We start from the raw sequence: 19,966 nt of genomic DNA, 5'->3' as shown, positions 1-19,966 counted from the left end.
CCTTGATTAGTACACTAGAACCGCGCGGCGGTTCTTAGCGTATACATCTTCTGATTGACCTAGAAGAAGTGGTTTCTCTTCACCGTAGCTAACGATAGAGATTTGGTCTGCTTGAACACCTAGCGCTTGTAGGTATTTAGCTACTGCGTTAGCACGACGCTCGCCTAGTGCGATGTTGTACTCAGGCGTACCGCGCTCGTCTGCGTGACCTTCGATAGTCACTTCAAGAGCAGGGTTTTTGCTTAGGTATGCAGCGTGTGCAGCTAGCATTTCTTCGTAGTCACCCGCGATAGTCGAGTTGTCGAAAGCAAAGTAGATAGTTTGAGTTTCGCGTAGCGCTTGCTCTTTTAGCTCTTGCTCTGTTAGTTGACCATTTGCATCAATTGGAGTTACAGCAGTGTTGTTATCCACTACTTGAGTTTGGTTAGTTTCAGTTGAACCAGACGCGTTTGCCGCATCATCGCTTGAACTACATGCTGTAACTGCTAGAACCGGTAGCGCAATTAGAAGCCCTTTAAGAACCTTGTTAAGTTGCATTGTTGTCTTTTCCTTTATTTTAATTGTGTTACTCGTTACAAGAACGGCGACCATGCAGGTGCACGAACACGTCCATTGGTGACGGGTAATCTTGCTTTAAAGCGCCCATCAATGGACACCATTGAAAGCACGTTAGATTTATTATAAGTAGAGCTATAAATTACCATTCCGCCATTTGGCGCAATGCTTGGTGACTCATCAAGCAGTGTCTTGGTTAGTGTCTGCATTGCACCGGTCTCAAGATCAAGCTTAGCGAGATTGAAACCTGAGTTGCTGCGATTCACCATCACTAAGAAACGACCGTCAGGTGTAATTTGACCACCTAAGTTTTGGCTACCTTGCCAAGTAATACGGCTAGTCGAACCATTGGCCAAATCTACTTGATAAATTTGCGGTTTTCCACCCCGATCCGAGGTAAAGACGAGAGATTTGCCATCAGGGTGCCAAAACGGTTCAGTATTATTTGAACGTCCACGAGTAATTTGCGTCAACTTACGCGTTTTAAGGTCAAGTGTATAAACTTGCAGGCTACCCGTTTTAGACAGAACCAAAGCGAGTTTGCTGCCATCAGGCGAGAATCTTGGCGCACCATTATGACGCGGGTATGACGAAATCTTCTCACGCTCACCCGTATAGATGTTCATGATAAAGATTTCCGCCTGACCGTTTTGGAAGCTGACATAAGCCAGTTTCTTACCGTCAGGAGACCATGCTGGTGACATCAGCGGCTGCTTAGAACGCAGCACTAGGCGCTCATTGTGGCCATCGTAGTCCGAGACACGTAACTGGTATGGGAACTGGTCTTTGTCGCTGACAACCACATAGGCGATACGCGTTAAGAACGCGCCCTTTTCACCCGTTAGCGCTTCATAAACAAGATCTGAGATGCGGTGTGCATACTCTCTTAAACGGTCGCCCGGTACGGTCGCACGCTTGTTGAACATAACGTGATCTTTGGAAAGTACTAACTGGCCATCGTCACTGAGGGCTTTGCTTTGACCTTGGGTTAATTGGCCGCGTACTACATCAACCAGTTGGTAGTTGATTACGTAGTTGCCCTCTGCATTTTGGCTGATAGAACCAGTCACTAACGCATCGACACCTAAGCCTGTCCACGCACCAAAATCCACTTCCGTTTCATTGTATGGCGTTTGCGGCATTTTGCTTGTTGCGATAGGGCTAAACTTACCACTGCGCTGAAGGTCTGAGGCAATCACCTTAGACACATCTTCAGGAAGCTGGCTGTTGCCTTCCCACTTGAATGGAACGATAGCGATTGGACGAGCCGAATCGATACCATCTGTAATCACCAGCTCCAACGCCGCATTCGCGGTTTGGAATACACTCATCACAGTGAGCACATATCCTATTATTAGTCGCTTTAACACAAGCAATTCCTTATAAATCAGGTACTACAGTTAGGTTGATATTCTTGACCTTGCTGACCACATCTGGGTCTTTTGGCAATGGAAAGCTATTCACTTGCGCCACTGCACGCTTGGTCGCTGCGCACACTCTGCTGTCGCCATCTAATACCGAAAGACTGCCAACAATCGCGTCTGCTCCGGTAGGGATAAGACGCAGATTAACTCGGCAAGACTTTCCCCTAAAGCTGTCCTCCAACAACAAGTTCTGTTGGATGAGCTGGGTATAAATCGCACCATAGCGATCCGCTTCGCTACTCACATGACTAGAGCGTGCTGAGGTATTCGCTTCAGATTCTGACTCAAGACCGGCAAAGATATCGTTTAACGCCGCTTCTTGCTCTTTGCGTTCGCGTTCAAGACGCTGTAAACGTTCTTTCTCTTTGCGAGCTTTTTCAGCCGCTTCTTTGGCCGCTTTCTCTTTCGCTATGCGTTCTTTCTCAGCTTTCGCTGCAGCTTCGCGTTCACGCTTGGCTTTTTCTTCCGCAGCTTTGGCAGCCTTTTCACGCTCAATACGCTGTTGCTCTGCTTTGGCAATCGCGGCTTCTTTGGCTAGACGTTCTTGCTCTGCCTTTTTGACCGCTTGCTCTTTCGCTTTACGCTCAACTTCTAATTTCGCTGCTCGCTCTTTCTCTTTCTTAGCGCGCAGCTCTTCAGCCTTGCGTTCTTTCTCTTTTGCGACTCGACGCTTCTCCGCTTCACGCGCAGCTTTAGCCTCTTTCACTTGCTGCTCTTTCAGCTTGCGAATACGCTCTTCTTCCGCTTTGCGATTCTTTTCTAACTGTTCGCTCTCACGACGCAGTTTATCGAGCCTTTCCTGCTCTTTTTTCGCCGCTTGTTCACGCTGGCTACGAATTTGCTGCGCTTGTTCACGTACCATTGCCGGATCAATAACAACCGCTTGTACCACACGACCCACAGGCTCTGGTTTAGACATGGTGAAATCAGTTCCCCATATCAGCGCAACAATTAAAAGCACATGCAAACCAGCCGATATTGCTATCGGCTTTTTGTAATCGCTTTTGTTCTTGTTTTTCTCTTTCATGAATGACTAACGCTATTCCTTAATGTCAGTCAGCAACCCTACTTTAGGGATACCGGCACGACTCAGTTCATCAAGAACTAAAACGACTTCAGCGTAAGGTGTAGCGGCATCACCACCCACTGCCACTGGAGAATCGGGCTTAAGCGATAACTCCGCTTTGACACGAACAATAATATCTTGGAGTGAGATGCCACGAGTGACTTCTTCATCGTTAACACTCAAGCCCAGATTACCGTCTTTATCGATCTCGACAATGATAAAGCTCGCATCACTATCACCCGCTAAGTCAGAAGCTGGTTTAGCGGTCGCTGTTTTTGGTAGCTCAACATCGACCCCTTGCGTCACAAAGGGAGACGTCACCATGAAGATGATCAGCAGAACCAGCATCACGTCGATATAAGGTACGACGTTAATCTCTGCGGTCATCTTACGCTTTTTAGGTTGGTAGCCAGCCATAGCAACTATTCCTTACTTGCAGTATCGCGGCCAGCCATTGCTTGGCGGTGCAAAATACTGTGGAACTCTTCTGAGAAAGTTGCGTAGTTGTGCTCTAGCTTACCCACTTTACTGCTAAATCGGTTGTAGGCCATTACCGCTGGGATTGCCGCAAACAGACCCATCGCAGTAGCAACAAGTGCTTCGGCGATACCTGGCGCAACCATAGCGAGCGTTGCCTGCTTCACTTCACCTAATGCGATAAAGGCATGCATGATACCCCATACGGTACCGAACAGGCCGATGTACGGGCTGATAGAACCTACCGTTGCAAGGAACGGTAGGTTAGTTTCAAGCTCATCCACTTCACGGGCAACCGCAACGCGCATCGAACGGCCGGTGCCTTCCATAATGAAGTCTGGTGAGTCTGCGTTCGACTTACGTAGACGCGCAAATTCAGTAAAACCTGAGTAGAAGATCTCTTCCGTACCCGCTAAGTCGTCTTTACGTTTTTTTGCATTTTGGTATAGAACCGATAAGTCCGTCCCTGACCAAAATTTATCTTCAAACGCTTCTGCATCTTTCGATGCTTGGGAAAGCACTTTGCTGCGCTTGATGATCATCGCCCAAGATACGATAGACATACCTAAAAGAATCAGCATAACCATTTTTACCAGCAAGCTTGCTTGTAAGAAGAGGTCTAGCATCGAAATATCAGCGTTCACTGTTTGTAAGCTCCATAGCGATTGATTGAGGCATAGCTTTTGGCCTCATTTTTATATTATCGATACATGCTACCTTAACCATTGCCTTACACAATATCGCCCCATCAGGATTAACGATCTCCTGACAGAATGTGAGAGAAGCTTTCTTTAGGTCAGAGATAGATGTTTTTACTACAAGATGATCGTCAAGACGCGCACCCTGCAAAAAATCAATATCCATGTGTCGGACTACAAAACCAATGTTTTGTTCCAGTAGAGTTTGTTGCGAAACATTAATAGTGCGAAGTAGCTCGGTACGCGCTCGCTCAAAGAATTTAAGATAGTTTGAGTGATACACGACACCACCAGCATCGGTATCTTCATAATAGACAGTGACTGGCCACTCAAAAATTGCTGCTTGTTCCTGCACTTGGATATCCGAATAAATTGTTCAGGCGAATACTATAACGCAACTCGTTACCATTTGTGCAACGCTCATTTGGATGTTTTCAAAGCTTGAAACAAAAAAAAGCGCGACTCGTGTAAGAGTCGCGCTTTTTTTAGACGAAATGAGCAGAGTTTGCCCTAGCATTCTATAAGAGGCGAAGTACCGTCAGGTAAGTAAGAATCGCCAATGAGAAATAAGGACTGAAAAGAACCTGCCAGTACCAGTTGCGAGGTTTAAAGCCAATGCCAAACACCATGCTTGAGCAAATTGCCCAAATCAGCAATGGTGAGATAAGCGCATTAAAGCCACCGATAGAACTGGCATAGAGCTCAGGATCCCACATCACCATAGCGACATGGTAGAAACCGAGCACTAGTGATAAAGCTCTAAACAGAGCCTTATCAACAGGCACGTGTAGCTTTGCTACCTGCTCAGCGAGATTACTCACTGTCTTTGTCCATCATTTCTGAGTGCTCTAACCAAAGAGCGTTGATGATGCCGAATGCACAGGCTAGCAATACACCCAGAATCCATGCGAAATACCACATATCTATTGCTCCTTAGTAAGCTGAAACGTCGTTGTCTTCGATATGTTTCTTATCTAGACGACCAAACATTTTGTAGTATGTCCAAGTCGTGTAGCCAAGAATCACAGGAACCATTACCGCTGCAACTGCAGTCATTAGGCCAAGCGTTAGCTCACTTGCCGTTGAATCCCACATAGTCAAACTATGGTTTGGAATAAGGCTAGATGGCATAACGAATGGGAACATTGCAAAACCTGCCGTCAAGATAACACCTGCGTTAGCAAGGCTTGAGAATAGGAATGCAAAACCACCACGCTCAAAGCGAGAAGCAAGAGCAGCCAATAGAGGCATCGCCACGCCTAGCGCTGGAGCAAGCCACATTGCTGGGTACGTTTCAAAGTTCGTCATCCAAGCACCTGCTTGAACTGCGACTTCTTTGTTAAGTGGGTTTGAGTCAGCAAATGTGTCGATTGTGCTCGTAATTACGTAGCCGTCAATTGACTGAACCCAGAAACCACCCACAACAAATAGTGCAACCGCTACTAGGCCTGCGATTTGCGCGACACCGCGTGCACGCTCATGAAGCGCTTCTGTTGTCTTCATTTGCAGCCAAGTTGCACCTTGAAGTACGAATAGCATCAAGCTAAGCACACCACATAGCAGAGCAAACGGGTTCAAAAGAGCAAAGAAAGTGCCTTTGTACTGAGACATTAGCAGGTCGTTTAGCTCGAACGGTACACCTTGTAGCAGGTTACCAAACGCTACACCAAAGATGATTGGTGGAACTGTGCCACTAAAGCAAAGAGCGTAATCCCAAGCTTTACGCCATTTTGGATCTTCAATCTTAGAACGGTAATCAAGAGCAAGTGGACGTAGCCAAAGTGCAGCTAGCGTCGCGTACATTGCTAAGTAGAAACCCGAGAACGACGTTGCGTATACCAATGGCCATGCAGCAAATAGCGCACCACCAGCTGTGATTAGCCAAACTTGGTTGCCATCCCAGTGAGGGGCAATCGTGTTGAGCATAATACGGCGTTCTGTGTCAGTTTTACCGATAACAGGTGAAAGCGAAGCAACACCCATATCAAAACCATCAGTTACAGCGAAGCCTACCAGTAATACACCGATTAGGATCCACCAAATAAGTCGTAAGATTTCGTAATCAAACATAATATTCCCTCACTTATACTTCGACTGAACGGCCGACTTTGTCTTCAACAGAGTTAGCTTCTTGTTCGAAGTGGTAGCGACCTGTTTTCAGGCTGCTTGGACCTTTACGTGCAAATTTCAGCATTAGGTAAACTTCAGCAATTAGGAACACTGTGTACAGTGCAATAATTGCAAATAGTGAAGTCCATAGCTCGCCGATCGTTAGCGCAGAAGCGGCCACATGCGTCGGTAGGATCTCACCTACTGCCCATGGCTGACGGCCATATTCTGCAACAAACCAACCTGCTTCAATCGCAATCCAAGGTAGTGGGATGCTGAACAGCGCTGCTTTAAGGATCCAAGGTTTCTGTTCGATCTTCTGGCGACACGTTTGTACAAACGCCGCACCAAATACGAATAGCATAATGAAGCCACACACAACCATGATACGGAATGAGAAGAATAGTGGCCAAACTGTTGGGATAGAATCATCCGCTGCCGCTTGGATTTGCGCTTCTGTTGCATCGACTACGTTGTCTGTGTAGCGCTTAAGTAGAAGACCGTAACCTAGGTCGCCTTTCACTTCATCGAAAGCAGCTTTGTTTTCTTCAGACTTATCGCCTGCACGCAGTTTTTCAAGCAGTTCGTACGCGTACATACCCGTGCGGATACGATCAACGTGCTCGTCACGTAGATCACGTAGACCTGTTACTTGCTCATCCAGTGAACGCGTTGCAATAATACCCATTACGTAAGGGATCTTAATCGCGTAGTCAGTGTCCATGGTTTCTTGGTTTGGTAGACCGAACAACGTAAATGCCGCCGGTGCTGGTTCAGTGTGCCATTCTGCTTCAACAGCAGCTAGCTTCACTTTCTGAACTTCCCCTAGCTCGTAACCAGACTCATCGCCAAGTACGATTACCGATAAGATAGCCGCCATACCGAAAGAGGCAGCAATGGCAAATGAACGACGAGCGAATGCAATGTCACGACCTTTCAATAGGTAGTATGAACTGATGCCTAGAATAAACATTGCGCCTGTCGTGTAGCCCGATGCTACCGTGTGGACGAATTTAACCTGAGCTACTGGGTTTAGTACCACTTCAGCAAAGCTCACCATTTCCATACGCATGGTTTCGAAGTTAAATTCTGCGCCAACTGGGTTTTGCATCCAGCCGTTTGCGACAAGAATCCATAGTGCAGAGAAGTTAGAGCCAAGAGCAACCAACCACGTAACCACTAAGTGTTGACGTTTCGATAGACGATCCCAACCAAAGAAGAATAGACCTACGAAGGTAGACTCTAAGAAGAAGGCAACAAGGGCTTCAATCGCCAAGGGCGCACCGAAAATATCACCAACGTAATGCGAATAGTATGACCAGTTAGTACCAAACTGGAATTCCATGGTTAGGCCGGTCGCCACACCAAGTGCAAAGTTAATACCGAAAAGCTTACCCCAGAACTTGGTCATGTCCTTATAGATTTGCTTGTCCGTCATTACGTACAAAGATTCCATAATGGCAAGTAGGAATGCCATACCTAGAGTCAAAGGTACGAAGAGGAAGTGATACATCGCAGTCAGTGCAAACTGCAACCGCGATAAATCAACAACATCGATCATGATTACTCCTATGTGTCGGCTGAAGACACTTTTTTTACATCCATGCCAGCATAAACAGTCGTTATTCAATATTTAGATTTGTTATCAAATAACAGCATACTGTTGCAAAAATGTACCGTAACGGTTAGTTAATTGTTAAGCATCAGCTAATATAGCTGGCGCTAATATTACTGCTAAAAACAGGTTGTTTCAAAAGGTTTATAGGCAGAGTTCGCTTTGATTTGTATCAACTTTTGTGCGGCATTTTTGTTTAGATTTTCGTCAACTTGATCTATATCAAGCAAAATACACCGCTTTTGTTACGTACGAGTTATAGCAGAGTTTGGATTACTATTTATGCAAAACAAGCACTTAACAAGTCACTCAATTAAATTACCTATTAAGTAGTAAATAAATATTATCACCGTGATCTAGATCACCAAATAAAAAAGCCTGCTATTTTTAGCAGGCTTATGAAAACTTATTTTTCAATTCCGAAATGAAGATAGGCTCGATCCGTTGCGATTCGACCTCTCGGCGTGCGCTGTAAATAACCTTGCTGAATCAAATAAGGTTCAAGGACATCCTCAATGGTGTCTTTTTCCTCACCGATGGCCGCAGCCATGTTATCGATCCCCACAGGGCCACCACCAAATTTCTCCATAATCGCAAGGAGTAGTTTTCTATCCATGTAGTCAAAGCCTTGTGCATCGACATCCAGCATGTTTAGCGCCTTGTCGGCAACCTCTGCACAGATATGACCATTACCCTTCACTTCCGCGTAATCTCGCACACGGCGTAGTAATCGGTTTGCAATACGCGGTGTACCACGTGCTCGCCTTGCAACTTCGAGTGCACCCTCAGATTCCATTGAGAGACCTAAGCAATCAGCGCTGCGCTGTACGATGTTTTGCAGATCAGGGATCTTGTAGTATTCCAAACGCTGAGTAATACCAAATCGGTCACGCAGCGGTGACGTCAATGAACCCGCGCGCGTTGTCGCACCAATTAAGGTAAAAGGCGGTAAATCGATTTTGATTGAACGTGCAGCCGGACCCTCACCAATCATGATATCAAGTTGGTAATCTTCCATTGCTGGATAAAGTACCTCTTCAACCATTGGGCTAAGACGGTGAATTTCGTCAATAAAGAGGACATCGTTTTCTTCAAGGTTGGTGAGCAACGCAGCAAGATCGCCCGCTTTTTCCAGCACAGGACCAGAAGTGGTACGGATGTTAACGTCCATTTCGTTGGCAACGATGTTTGCCAATGTCGTTTTACCTAAACCAGGAGGACCAAAAATCAGCAGATGATCTAATGCTTCATTACGCAGTTGCGCAGCTTTGATGAAGATTTCCATCTGACCACGGACATGATCTTGACCTTTATAGTCGTCGAGCTTTTTAGGACGAATCGCGCGATCGATAACATCTTCTTCTTTATATACTGTATTGTCTGGCGCAATTAAGCGATCCGCTTCAATCATGACTTATGCCTTTTATACCATCGACTTTAATGCTTCACGGATAAGCTGCTCGCTGCTCATATCCGCTTTCTTAACTTGTGACACGACTTTAGACGCTTGTGTAGGCTTATAACCAAGTGCAAGCAGCGCACTGACCGCCTCTTCTTCAGCACTCTCTTGTGTCGCCTGTGGCACAGAGTCTGCTGGTGCTGCGTCAGTAAACGGAGTAAACAGGTCGCCCGCACTCCATCCTTTCAGCCTATCCTTCATTTCAACCACGAGACGTTCTGCCGTCTTCTTACCAACACCCGGTAGCTTGACCAGAGTTGAAATGTCTTCACGTTCAACGCTCGCGACAAATTGGCTCGCCGTCATTCCAGAAAGAATACCTAAACCTAATTTAGGGCCCACACCATTTGCTTTGATCACTTCTCTAAACAGCGCGCGCTCTTTAACTGTATTGAAACCATATAATAGCTGCGCATCTTCACGAACCACAAAATGAGTATAGATAATGGCTTCTTCGCCTAGGTTTGGCAGTTCGTAAAAGCAGCTCATCGGCATTTGAACTTCATAGCCAATGCCATTAACTTCAATAAGCAATTCTGGTGGTTGTTTTTCAATTAGAATGCCGCGTAGACGTCCAATCACAGTTGATACTCTTTTGAAATGAATTTGCGACAGGATAATAAAGAACTGGATGGATAGCCAGTAAAAACTGGCTTAGAGAGAATCTTGCCAGACCTGCAAATGATCTGGACATACCCAAGCACGAGGGCAACCTAAACAGTTAGTGCTAATATCAGGTTGCTCATCTGAACAGCCTTCCGGGCGCTGCTCTGGAATCGGTTCAGGCTCTAAAATTGGTTCAAACATGATTAACGGTAGCGCCCGCGGCGAGCGCCCGTCGCCTTACCCGCCAAAGCAACCAAGGTTTTATTGGTATTAGCATGACAAATCGCCACGCCTAGAGCATCAGCGGCATCCGCTTGTGGCCGAGCTGGCAACTTAAGCATTTGCTGAACCATATGCTGCACTTGCTCTTTATCTGCCCCACCCGTTCCAGTCACGGCTTGCTTGATCAGTCTTGCCGCGTACTCAGAAACCGGTAAATCGGCATTCACCGCTGCAACAATCGCGCTGCCTCTCGCCTGACCGAGCTTCAAAGCAGAATCGGCATTTCGCGCCATAAAGACTTGCTCGATCGCAAACACATCTGGCTGAAACTGGGTGATGATCTCTGACACACCCGCATAAATCTGCTTTAAGCGGCCCGGCAGCTCCTTTTCAGAGGTTCGAATACAACCACTGCCTAGGTATTGTAAATGACGCCCTGTCTGGCGAATCACTCCATAGCCTGTAATCCGAGAGCCCGGATCGATCCCAAGTATAATTGTCATTAGGTTCTATATTTATCACTAGTTTCAGAGCGCCATTTTAGTCCACGCTGTTCGCTATGGCGAGGTAATTATCGCACGACTGGATAAACCGGACTCTAAGGCCACTTCATACACTTGTGTTGGCTCCGGGTTCAGCTTTTCTCCGCTCCAGTAATCATACCAATTCACGGGATAGTCCGCGGTGAGCGTCACTTCACGCGCAGGTTGATGGTAATTAAACAAGCAATGGAGATCATTGCGCTCAGTCAGCGGTAGGAATGCATGATGAAGATTCAGCGCGCTAAAACGCGCAGCTTCTTGATTATTCTTGTGCCTTAGCGCCAATTTGTTGAGCGACTTTTTCGCAAAAGAGGTCAGCTCAGGCAGTGGATCTCCAGATAACAACATTCCCCCGCAGGCGAGTAATACGTCTCGGTGAAACTCATAATGATGACGTTCGGTAGCTTGGTTAGGTAGAGAGACAAACGTGGCACAATCAGGGTCTATTTGCCAAAGCTTGCGATGTTGCCAGCTGCGGTAAAAGGTCTCTTTGGCAATTTGTTCAAATCGGCTACCACAACGTTCAACATCGTCAGAGACGCGCATTGCATCGACAAGCCCGAGTGATGGCCACATGGGTGCATTACAACCGAGTATCAATGCATCACCTGCACCTTTCGCGATCGCTTGCATGCCAATTCGGTACGCTTCTACTCCTGTCACGCCGGATACGCTACGAACCCCTTTCAATGCGCCCCAGTAATTGGCATCGAGTTTGAACAGCTCAACACCCCACTCTTCTCGCATTGTCTTAACCACATGCGTGAGATGCTCTTGAACATCAATATTGGTGGTATCTAAGATGTACCATGGTGTACAACGCCAACCGGCATAAGTGATATCTTCTGCTTTAAGCAAACTGCCATCAGCATGGCGCACGAACCATTCAGGGTGGTGCTTAAATATTTCAGATTCAGGCTGAGCAATAAACGGTGCCATCCAGATCGCCGGCTTTTTGCCACGAGACTTAATTTCAGTCACTACCGACTTAATACCCGATGGGAACTTATCGGAAGGCGTCAACCAATCCCCCATAAAGGCTTGGTAACCATCATCAAGCAAGGCGTAATCAAACTGTTTTAAGTTCGCTGCCATATACTCAACATTTTCTTCAATATTACGCTCAGTGACCTCAGCATAATAAGCGTACCAAGAGCACCAACCTAATGGTGCGGGCTGTTTAACACCGCGACGCGCTGAATGATGAGCTTGAATATAGTCGCTAAACTCAGTGTAGAGTTCAGATAAAGACTCGCCGCGCAATGCTACCACCGATTCAAGCTGGCTCGTCGCCCAATCTTGTGGGTGAGTATTTTCGCCATCAATACACGCGTTAACCTGTAACTTCCCATCCCTTTCACTCACGGTAAAGTAGCCCGCAAAACGGTGGCAAGAGGTAAAGCCGAACAACGCGTAGCCAAGTGAATCTTCTATCACTAGATAGTTATAGTATCGCTTAGACGCTTGCGAAGGATAAATTCGATAACTCGAACTGTTGTCAGGACAGCGACCAACCTCAATCGGCGACTCACAGGTTCCTGTTGTCTGAGCCAGCATTTGGAAGCCATCGCCTAATAATGTCGCTTGTCTTTCAAAATCAAATTCAGTTTGAAAAAGTAGATAATCGTCATCGATGGACGGATTCGATAACCCTCGATAAGAAAAGGTTGCCTCATTCTTAAAAACGCTCACGCCAAGGTCACTATTGGTAATCAACAGGCTGCGTTCATTCTCTAACTGGATACTTCTCACTGTAAGGCACTCAACGACTTGATGATTTGCCAATTAAAGCACTGTGCAAAGTTATTGTCTATTTGCTCTATAACGCACTTTTTTACCGTGGTCACGTTTTTCAAATCAATCTGAGAAGCAAATTGAGAATAGCCGACACGAGCCAAGTAAGTTAATGAAACTTGGGGATTTAAAAGCTGGTACATCAATTGCTTTTTACTGTAAAAGTCGAATGAAGGAATCACTATGAAACGTTTAGAAAGACCAATTATTGTAATTAGTCCTGGGCGTTCAGGCTCAACCATCGTTTCCGAGATATTGTTCGCGCATCCCCTTCTTGGTGGCCCAACTAATTACACAGAGTGGTACCCAAACCTGCCTTGGTTTTCTGCGCTGTCACGATTGAGTAATAATGATTTTTGGTCAATTCGAGGAGAGAAAGCCCAATACCAAAGAACCGCTTTGTTAAATAACATTGTGCCAAGACCTGCCGAATCATGGAGTTTATGGCAGAAAATGACACGCAGCGATATCGACTTTAGCCGAGATTTTTTGTTGTACAAGCGTGCATCTGAAGTAGAAAAGCAAACAATACGTAGAACTTTCGATGAGATGCTGACGCTACAAGGTAAACAACGCCTTGCCTTGAAACTCACAGGCCCAGCCCGTCTAGAGTATCTTCACAGTATCTTCCCAGATGCCTACTTCATTAATATTGTCCGAGAACCGACCGCCACTGTAACTTCGCTTTTGAATACTAAATTCTGGCAAGAACAAGGAACACAACAATTATGGTGGCGCGGTGCTTATTCTACTAAAGAGATCAACACCTATAACGCGATTGCGAAAAACCCTGTAGCAGGAACGGCATTCCAACTGAATAAGATCTTAACGACAACAAAAGAAGAACAGGCGCGAGTCAATGCCAACATGCTGACCATTCAGTATGAGCAGTTTCTAAGTAACCCTAAGTACGCCATTCATTCGATCATGTCTTTTTGTCATTTAAGCAATGATCAACGAATAGATGAGAAAATGGAGCGCACCGTTTTTTCTAACCGCCAGTTAGCCAGTAAGATTTCGATGACTTCCAGACAGACTATCGAGCGATGGTGCCCGGCAAAACTCGCCGGTTAAAAACGAAAAAGCCCTCCATCTCCGGAGGGCAAAAAAGGCAGTGGATTATTGCGCAAAGCATCCTGCTTTAAAATTAGACGGCCTGCAATGCAGGCCGTCTTTTACAGAGCCTTAAGGCGATTAGAAGTCGTAAGCTAGCTTGAAGAATGCTGCTAGATCATCGCTGCCGTTGTCGTCAGTTAGATCAACTTTGAAGTCTACAAGTGCAGATGTCTTCTTAGTGAACTGGTAAGTTGCACCGAAGTTAACCCACTCTGTATCTGCTTCAGAAGAAACGTATGCTTCTTGGTTCGCGTAACCAGCCGCTAGGTATAGTTTATCCATTGTGTAACCAACAGATGTGCTTACAAGCATTGAATCTTGACCTGCGAAGTTTTCGTGCTGAGCAACGTTTGCACCTACAGCGAAGTCACCGAAGTAAGCCACACCGTTTACTAGCATGATTTGCTCAATGCCGTCTTCGTTGTTGTCTTCGTCGTTGTTCTCGTAACCAGCGTTAACTTGGAAGTTGTCGTTTTGGAAGCCAACGTAGCCGTTGAAGCCTTTTTGGCCGTTAGAGTTTGCTTCACGGTCACCGTAGTAAGATACGCCGTATTTGAAGCCTTCTTTGATACCTTCAAACTTAACCACTTGGTTAACGTCTGAAGCGTCTGATGCAGAAGCACCGAATTCAACTGTCAGGTCAGCTGCGCCGTCTACTGCGTCTAGAGCAGAGTCCGCTGCGTAACCGATAGAAGCGACACCGAAACCTGTTTTGTAACCAACCCAAGTATCGATAACTGTGAATGAAGCGTCCATAGAAGAGTAGTTGTCTGCTAGGTCGAATTCACCTGCGAACTGACCAAGTACGTTACCCTTCTGGTAGTTGATGAATAGGTCGAAACCCGTTACGCCATCATTGAAGAATTCTTCTTTTTCGCCTTTCGCGTTTTCACGGCCTTCTTGGTAGTAACCACCGGCTGCAATTTGACCACCAACAGAGAACTCTTCACCAGAAAGGATCAGGTCAATGATTGATTCACGAGCACGTTCTGAAACGTCTTGGTTTACGTCTGCTGCGATTGCAGATCCAGCAACAAGTGAAAGAGCTACTGCTAATACTGTCTTTTTCATTTTTATTTGTTCCTATAAATTTTTATTTATGAGCGCCAGTTCCACCGGCTTGCCCTGGTTGCTGAAATTATTCCCACAACCAATGATTGACAAATAAAACGATCAAAAAATACCTAATAAACAAACGGAGGAAGAGGTGCAAATTTCTAAAAACCACGCAAATACGGACAATAAACAAGCAAAAACACTCAAATAAAGTGAATGAAATCACACCGTTTTCGTTAAATTCATAAAAACACCTAAACTCACACAGTGTTTACAGATAACAAAAAAAGTTCATTCATTTTCTCGATAAATGAGACTTAACTAAAAACTCTTGTCTTTTTTACGTTCGGCTACACTTTCTAATAGCGTCTTTATAAAGGAAGGTAAGGTGTCTATCCGCAGCTATATCCTCTTTGGCATACTGTTTTTTTATGCTTTATCTATCCCTAGTTACGCTTCAGTCCTGCGTGTCGCGCAGACGGCTTGGCCTCCATTTATCATGGAGGCACCGCAAGGACGCGGCATTGCACATGACCTTGTGATAGAAGGACTGACTCGGGCTGGATACCAAGTTAAGTTCGTAGAAAAACCTTGGGCTAGGATTCTTAAAGAAACCCTAAGGGGGAAGAACGACATCATTGTTGCGATATGGAAGACACCGAAAAGGGAACAAGACTACCTATTTACTGAGCCATATATGTATAACCAAATGGCAGTTGTCTCCCCCATCGAACTTAACTTTGAATATCACTCTATTGAAGACTTTAGAGAAAAGCGTGTCGCTATGATTAATGGCTATGCGTACGCAGCCGAACTGCTTGAGTACCAACATATGTACCGCGTTATCTCTATCGATCTACCAAATAGTATCCGCTTGCTGCTTTCTTCACGTGCAGATGTACTGGTTACCGATGAGATTGTCGGTCGCTGGACAATAAAAGAGATGGGAGTTGGGGCCGAGCAGCTCCATTTCAGCCGTAAGTTTTTAGACTCTTCACCGGTGCATGTCGCTGTAAGAAGAACTCACCCTCAAGCACAAGAGATCGTCAATGCATTAAACCGCTACTTTAAACAACATGGAGAGGCTCAGATGGAAGCACTAAGGAAGAAATATGGAATCGCTTTTCCTTAAGATAAAAAAATACCAGCCTTTTGGCTGGTATTTTCATTCAACTGCGTAGGATTACGCGACTTCGATTGGACCACCGAATGAAGTGACTGGTGGTACTTTCCCAGTGAACTTCTCGAAATCTACGATACATGTGTTCGCAGACGTCGCCTGAGCTAGCTCAGAAGAACCAATATCTTGAGTCAGCGTATTTGGATCGCCGTAAGTACAGATAGCGCCTTCTTTTTCATTCAGGGGACCGTACCATGCGCCTTCTTCAATACGGATAACACCGCGTGGGTAGCTATCAGTCACAACTGCGCCCGCTAGAAGCTGACCACGGTCGTTGAATACGCGTACTAGGTCACCATCTTTAATGCCTTTCGCTTTCGCATCAACTGGGTTGATGTATACAGGCTCACGACCTTGAACAGCGTAAGTTGCACGGAACTCTTCTGATTCACACATCTGAGAGTGCAGACGCTTGTCTGGGTGACAAGATTGCAGCCAGTATGGGTGTTTGTCAGAACCAGGACCACCGTGAGAACGTTCAGACTTCTCGAACCACATAGGGTGTTCTTGACAGTGTTCGTAACCGTAACGACCGATCTTACGAGAAGTGATCTCGATGAAACCAGAAGGTGTACCCAGTGGGTTGATTTCTGGATCTTGACGGAAGTCAGCGTGACGAACCCAAGGCTTACCTTGACCGAAGTCTAGTACGCTCTTCTCCCAGAACTCGTTGAATTCTGGCATCTCGAACTTACCTTTGTTTGAAGCACGACAGTCATTGTATAGGCTTTCGATCCACTCCATTTCGCTCATACCACGTGTGTATTCATCACGACGGCCGAAACGTTGAGTCAGTTCACTCATGATCTGGAAGTCAGGCTTAGATTGGAACAGAGGATCCACTAAGCGGTGCATCGCGATCAAACCTTTGCTTGAGTATGAACCGTAAACATCGATGTCGTTACGTTCCCACTGAGTACATGCAGGAAGAACGATATCAGAGAAACGACACGTTGCAGTCCAAGCAAACTCAACCGTTACAACAGTCTGAAGCTTCTTGAATGCTTTCTTCATGCGGTTACGATCTTGGTGGTGGTGCCAAGGGTTGTTGCCCGAGATAACCATCATCTTGAAGTCAGGCAGTTTCACTTTGCCGCCGTTGTAACGGATCTCTTTACCTGGTTCTAGTAGACAGTCGATCCAACGCGCAACAGGGATAGTGCGGCTGTAGCCGTTAAAGTCGTTGTTATCCCATTTTGGCTTCATACCTGTATCTAGGTTACGTGGGAAACCACCAGGGCCAGCAAAACCAGTTGAAGGAACACCGATACTTGAGTAGTGGTGACCGTAAGAGATACCACCGCCAGGTAGACCGATTTGACCAACCATTGCTGCAACAACTGCGGCTGCCCAGTATGGCTGCTCACCGTGTTCTTGGCGCTGAATACACCAACCCATCAGGATCTGTGTACGGCCGTTTACAAGCATACGAGCAAATTCGCGGATCTTGTCAGCTTTAACGCCACAGATCTCAGCAGCCCATTCAGGTGTCTTAACAACTTTATCTTTAGTCTCACCCTGAACGTACTGGATGAACTCATTGAAGCCAAGACAGTAAGTGTCGATGAACTTCTTGTCATATAGGTCTTCGTTGTACAGCACGTGCGCTACAGCCAGCATAAATGCTACGTCTGTTAGCGGGTTGATGTACAGGTGGTCATTCTCTAGGTAACGCTGAGTCTTGTTCTTAACTGGGTCAACAGAAAGTACGTTGATCTCACCTTTTGCTACTTTCTCTTTTAGTTGAGCAAGGTAGTCAAAAGATTCGTGCGTTTCACAGTTCCAACCTACTTGCAGGTTCTTCACTGGGTCGTTTGCCCAAAGAACGATGTTGTCTGCGTTTTCTAGGATTTCAGACCACGAAGTACCTTGCGCGTATACTTCGGTAGAACCTAGAACGTAAGGCAGGATTGTTTGACCAGCACCAGTTGAGTAGTCACCCACTTTAGTGATGAAGTTACCATGCATACCAACAGCACGCTGCATGTGAGCTGTACAGTTGTTGAATGCACCAGTCTGGTTCCAACCTGTTTGACCAGCGTGTAGAGCCCATGGACCGTAATCTTTTTGAACACGTTCTAGTTCACGGTAGAACAGGTCAAGTGCTTCATCCCAAGTTACACGGATAAAACGGTTGTCACCGCGTGTATCTGCGCTGTACTTGTGCTTTTTCAGCCAATCTAGACGTACCATAGGGTAACGAACACGTGATGGACTGTAGATAATGCCTTTAATACCGTTCAACATCTCTGTTGGGTTTTTATCTAGCTCAAGCGCTTTGATCTCTTGAACTTTACCCGCGTAGATGTGGGCGCGGAACGCGCCCCAGTGTGAACCTGAAACCTTCCAAGTACCTGTAGACTCAGCTGCACTTGCAGATGCTGATGCCAATAAGCTTGGACCGATTACTGATGCTGCACTTGTCGTCGCAACACCTTTAAGAAAACTTCTTCGTGAAATAGCCATTTAATTTACTCCAATCCGACGCTTATTAGTGGTGGCCTTCAGCATAATCTGAAGAGTGCTTCTGTAGGTACTTCAAGATCAGTGCTTCGCTGTCTGTATCTAGGTTAACGAATGCAAGCATACCGTCAAACATACCAGGCCATGTATTCGCATCGAAGTGCGCTTCGTCAGGCTGTGTGTGACATACTGAACAGTTAGTTTTGTATGCTTCAGCTGATTTTTCCCATACAGGCGTAATGTCGTTTAGCATAGATTCTTTCTTGATCCATACTTTCGCCGCCACTTTTTCCCATGGAAGACCTGTTAGCTCATCCACTTTTTTCTCGCCAGTTGTAACAACATTACTGTCTGTTGACGCTTCTTTAAGTAGAGAAGCAACTGCAATGTTCTTACCAAAGTCTTCTTGGATTACACGACCAAAGCCTTTCGCTTTACGCCAACCGTCAATTTCGATCTCAGCATAATCGCCTTTGTCAGCAATCACTGTTACTGAAGACGCAGGGTTAAGTAGACCCGCTTCAGTCTTACCTTCAGCATCGAAGTAAATAGGTAGATGACGCACGCTCACTAGCGTTTGACCAACATCGTATTTGGTGTTCGAAGCTAGACCTTCAAGATCGCCAACGATACCGCCGATGCTGTCCATGCCAGCTGGAAGTTTGTGTGCGATACCTTTGTGACAGTCAACACAGCTTTGATCTTTCTCAGCCGCTTGCTTCATTTGGATGCGAGCAGTAGGAGACATTTGCTCGAAATCCATAGATTCGTAGTTGTGACAGTTTTTACACTCTAGAGACTTGTTCGCGGAGAAACGGTCCCATTCGTGTTTAGCAAGTTCGATACGGCGCTCTTCAAACACTCCTGGTTCATCGTAGTTACCAAATACTTGAGCGAATACTTCTTTGGATGCCTGCATCTTACGTGCAATTTTATCTGTCCAGTTATGAGGAACGTGACAATCAGGACACGTAGCACGTACACCAGAGTGGTTTTTCCAGTGAACGGTTTCTTGTAGTTCAACGTATACGTTGTCACGCATTGTGTGACAGCTGATACAAAACTCTTCTGTGTTGGTCGCTTCCAGTGCTGTGTTAAAGCCACCCCAGAAAATAACACCAGCAATAAAGCCGCCCATAGTCAGCACACCAAGGCTGATATGAACTGCAGGGCGCGTCATTGTACGCCACAGCTTGATGATAAATGATTTCATAGTTTGCTCTCTTAAAATCTGTTCAAAAATGTGGAAATGAGCTCACGGCTTACATGCCGTGTGCACCTGGAGGTCCAAAGAAGAACACTTGCATTGCCCATACAAGGAATCCGTAACCACCAACAAATGCCACACTCAACACAGGGAAGAGAACGACCGCGATGAAGAGGAATGACTTCCACTCCAAAGAGCGTTTTTCACCACTCTCGATTTTATTAACATCACTCATACATTTGCCTATTTTGTATCTAGTGTTATTTGGATAGCTCTTATGATTGAGCTAAATTTCTTCTATCTCTAAGTAGAAATGTTAGACCATACTATAAGTAGGGTTCAATCAATTCCGACCCATCTGTCATTGTTATTCAACA

Annotated in this window: 21 protein-coding genes; 2 read left to right on the top strand and 19 right to left on the bottom strand. The window is 45.8% G+C overall.

The features are described 5' to 3' along the window. Positions 1 to 6 precede the first annotated feature (6 nt). From pal to VIA_RS12775, 15 genes are all read right to left on the bottom strand, one after another. A complete protein-coding gene (pal, locus tag VIA_RS12840; protein WP_004413443.1) occupies positions 7 to 537 on the bottom strand; it encodes a peptidoglycan-associated lipoprotein Pal in 531 nt (176 codons plus the stop codon). 35 nt (positions 538 to 572) lie between these two features. Further along, a complete protein-coding gene (tolB, locus tag VIA_RS12835; RefSeq protein WP_004416320.1) occupies positions 573 to 1,886 on the bottom strand; it encodes a Tol-Pal system beta propeller repeat protein TolB in 1,314 nt (437 codons plus the stop codon). A gap of 49 nt (positions 1,887 to 1,935) precedes the next feature. Then, positions 1,936 to 3,006, bottom strand: a complete 1,071-nt coding sequence (gene tolA / locus VIA_RS12830) for a cell envelope integrity protein TolA (protein ID WP_004413441.1) — start codon at positions 3,004 to 3,006, stop codon at positions 1,936 to 1,938. 12 nt (positions 3,007 to 3,018) lie between these two features. After that, positions 3,019 to 3,462, bottom strand: a complete 444-nt coding sequence (gene tolR / locus VIA_RS12825) for a protein TolR (RefSeq protein ID WP_004413440.1) — start codon at positions 3,460 to 3,462, stop codon at positions 3,019 to 3,021. Positions 3,463 to 3,467: 5 nt separating this feature from the next. Continuing rightward, positions 3,468 to 4,166 carry a protein TolQ gene (tolQ, locus tag VIA_RS12820; protein ID WP_004413439.1) on the bottom strand — a complete coding sequence of 233 codons (699 nt, stop codon included), beginning with the start codon at positions 4,164 to 4,166 and terminating at the stop codon, positions 3,468 to 3,470. Continuing rightward, the gene (gene ybgC, locus VIA_RS12815) at positions 4,156 to 4,575 is read right to left on the bottom strand and encodes a tol-pal system-associated acyl-CoA thioesterase (RefSeq protein WP_004413438.1); all 420 of its coding nucleotides are present in this window, start codon (positions 4,573 to 4,575) and stop codon (positions 4,156 to 4,158) included. Before ybgC ends, tolQ begins: the two co-directional genes overlap by 11 nt. 163 nt (positions 4,576 to 4,738) lie before the next feature. After that, entirely contained in the window at positions 4,739 to 5,041 is a 303-nt protein-coding gene (gene ybgE, locus VIA_RS12810; protein WP_004413437.1) for a cyd operon protein YbgE, read from the bottom strand. Then, positions 5,034 to 5,141, bottom strand: a complete 108-nt coding sequence (gene cydX / locus VIA_RS21735; protein WP_000270284.1) for a cytochrome bd-I oxidase subunit CydX — start codon at positions 5,139 to 5,141, stop codon at positions 5,034 to 5,036. Before cydX ends, ybgE begins: the two co-directional genes overlap by 8 nt. 12 nt (positions 5,142 to 5,153) lie before the next feature. After that, complete coding sequence (cydB, locus tag VIA_RS12800) at positions 5,154 to 6,290, bottom strand: cytochrome d ubiquinol oxidase subunit II (RefSeq protein WP_004413436.1); 1,137 nt, start codon at positions 6,288 to 6,290, stop codon at positions 5,154 to 5,156. Between the two features lie 13 nt (positions 6,291 to 6,303). After that, entirely contained in the window at positions 6,304 to 7,890 is a 1,587-nt protein-coding gene (gene cydA / locus VIA_RS12795; protein ID WP_004413435.1) for a cytochrome ubiquinol oxidase subunit I, read from the bottom strand. Between the two features lie 460 nt (positions 7,891 to 8,350). Next, positions 8,351 to 9,355 carry a Holliday junction branch migration DNA helicase RuvB gene (gene ruvB, locus VIA_RS12790; RefSeq protein ID WP_004413434.1) on the bottom strand — a complete coding sequence of 335 codons (1,005 nt, stop codon included), beginning with the start codon at positions 9,353 to 9,355 and terminating at the stop codon, positions 8,351 to 8,353. 12 nt (positions 9,356 to 9,367) lie between these two features. Then, entirely contained in the window at positions 9,368 to 9,985 is a 618-nt protein-coding gene (gene ruvA, locus VIA_RS12785; protein WP_004413433.1) for a Holliday junction branch migration protein RuvA, read from the bottom strand. Between the two features lie 72 nt (positions 9,986 to 10,057). After that, positions 10,058 to 10,210, bottom strand: coding sequence for a hypothetical protein (locus tag VIA_RS22370; protein ID WP_004413432.1), 153 nt, complete (start codon positions 10,208 to 10,210; stop codon positions 10,058 to 10,060). A gap of 2 nt (positions 10,211 to 10,212) precedes the next feature. Then, positions 10,213 to 10,734: a crossover junction endodeoxyribonuclease RuvC gene (gene ruvC / locus VIA_RS12780; protein ID WP_004413431.1), complete on the bottom strand. Its 522-nt coding sequence runs from the start codon at positions 10,732 to 10,734 to the stop codon at positions 10,213 to 10,215. A gap of 54 nt (positions 10,735 to 10,788) precedes the next feature. Then, on the bottom strand, positions 10,789 to 12,525 hold the full coding sequence (locus VIA_RS12775) for a glycoside hydrolase family 36 protein (protein ID WP_004417929.1): 1,737 nt from the start codon (positions 12,523 to 12,525) through the stop codon (positions 10,789 to 10,791). Positions 12,526 to 12,750: 225 nt separating this feature from the next. Between VIA_RS12775 and VIA_RS12765 the strand changes: the two genes are divergently transcribed. Beyond that, positions 12,751 to 13,641, top strand: coding sequence for a sulfotransferase (locus VIA_RS12765; RefSeq protein WP_004413428.1), 891 nt, complete (start codon positions 12,751 to 12,753; stop codon positions 13,639 to 13,641). A 120-nt stretch (positions 13,642 to 13,761) separates the two neighbouring features. Here the strand turns inward: VIA_RS12765 and VIA_RS12760 are convergent, their stop codons facing one another. Continuing rightward, a complete protein-coding gene (locus tag VIA_RS12760) occupies positions 13,762 to 14,754 on the bottom strand; it encodes a porin (protein ID WP_004413427.1) in 993 nt (330 codons plus the stop codon). A 373-nt stretch (positions 14,755 to 15,127) separates the two neighbouring features. Between VIA_RS12760 and VIA_RS12755 the strand changes: the two genes are divergently transcribed. Beyond that, complete coding sequence (locus tag VIA_RS12755; RefSeq protein ID WP_004413426.1) at positions 15,128 to 15,871, top strand: substrate-binding periplasmic protein; 744 nt, start codon at positions 15,128 to 15,130, stop codon at positions 15,869 to 15,871. Positions 15,872 to 15,922: 51 nt separating this feature from the next. Here VIA_RS12755 and torA read toward each other — a convergent pair whose 3' ends face one another. From torA to torE, 3 genes are read right to left on the bottom strand one after another with little or no spacing between them, the layout of a single operon-like run. Beyond that, the gene (gene torA, locus VIA_RS12750) at positions 15,923 to 18,385 is read right to left on the bottom strand and encodes a trimethylamine-N-oxide reductase TorA (protein ID WP_004413425.1); all 2,463 of its coding nucleotides are present in this window, start codon (positions 18,383 to 18,385) and stop codon (positions 15,923 to 15,925) included. 25 nt (positions 18,386 to 18,410) lie between these two features. Continuing rightward, a complete protein-coding gene (gene torC, locus VIA_RS12745; protein WP_004413424.1) occupies positions 18,411 to 19,595 on the bottom strand; it encodes a pentaheme c-type cytochrome TorC in 1,185 nt (394 codons plus the stop codon). 49 nt (positions 19,596 to 19,644) lie between these two features. After that, positions 19,645 to 19,824: a trimethylamine N-oxide reductase system protein TorE gene (torE, locus tag VIA_RS12740; protein ID WP_004413423.1), complete on the bottom strand. Its 180-nt coding sequence runs from the start codon at positions 19,822 to 19,824 to the stop codon at positions 19,645 to 19,647. Positions 19,825 to 19,966 lie beyond the last annotated feature (142 nt).

The sequence above is a fragment of the Vibrio orientalis CIP 102891 = ATCC 33934 genome, assembly GCF_000176235.1.
Lineage (GTDB): Bacteria > Pseudomonadota > Gammaproteobacteria > Enterobacterales > Vibrionaceae > Vibrio > Vibrio orientalis.
Note: the sequence above shows the minus strand (reverse complement) of the source record. Positions and strands in the feature narration are given on the sequence as shown.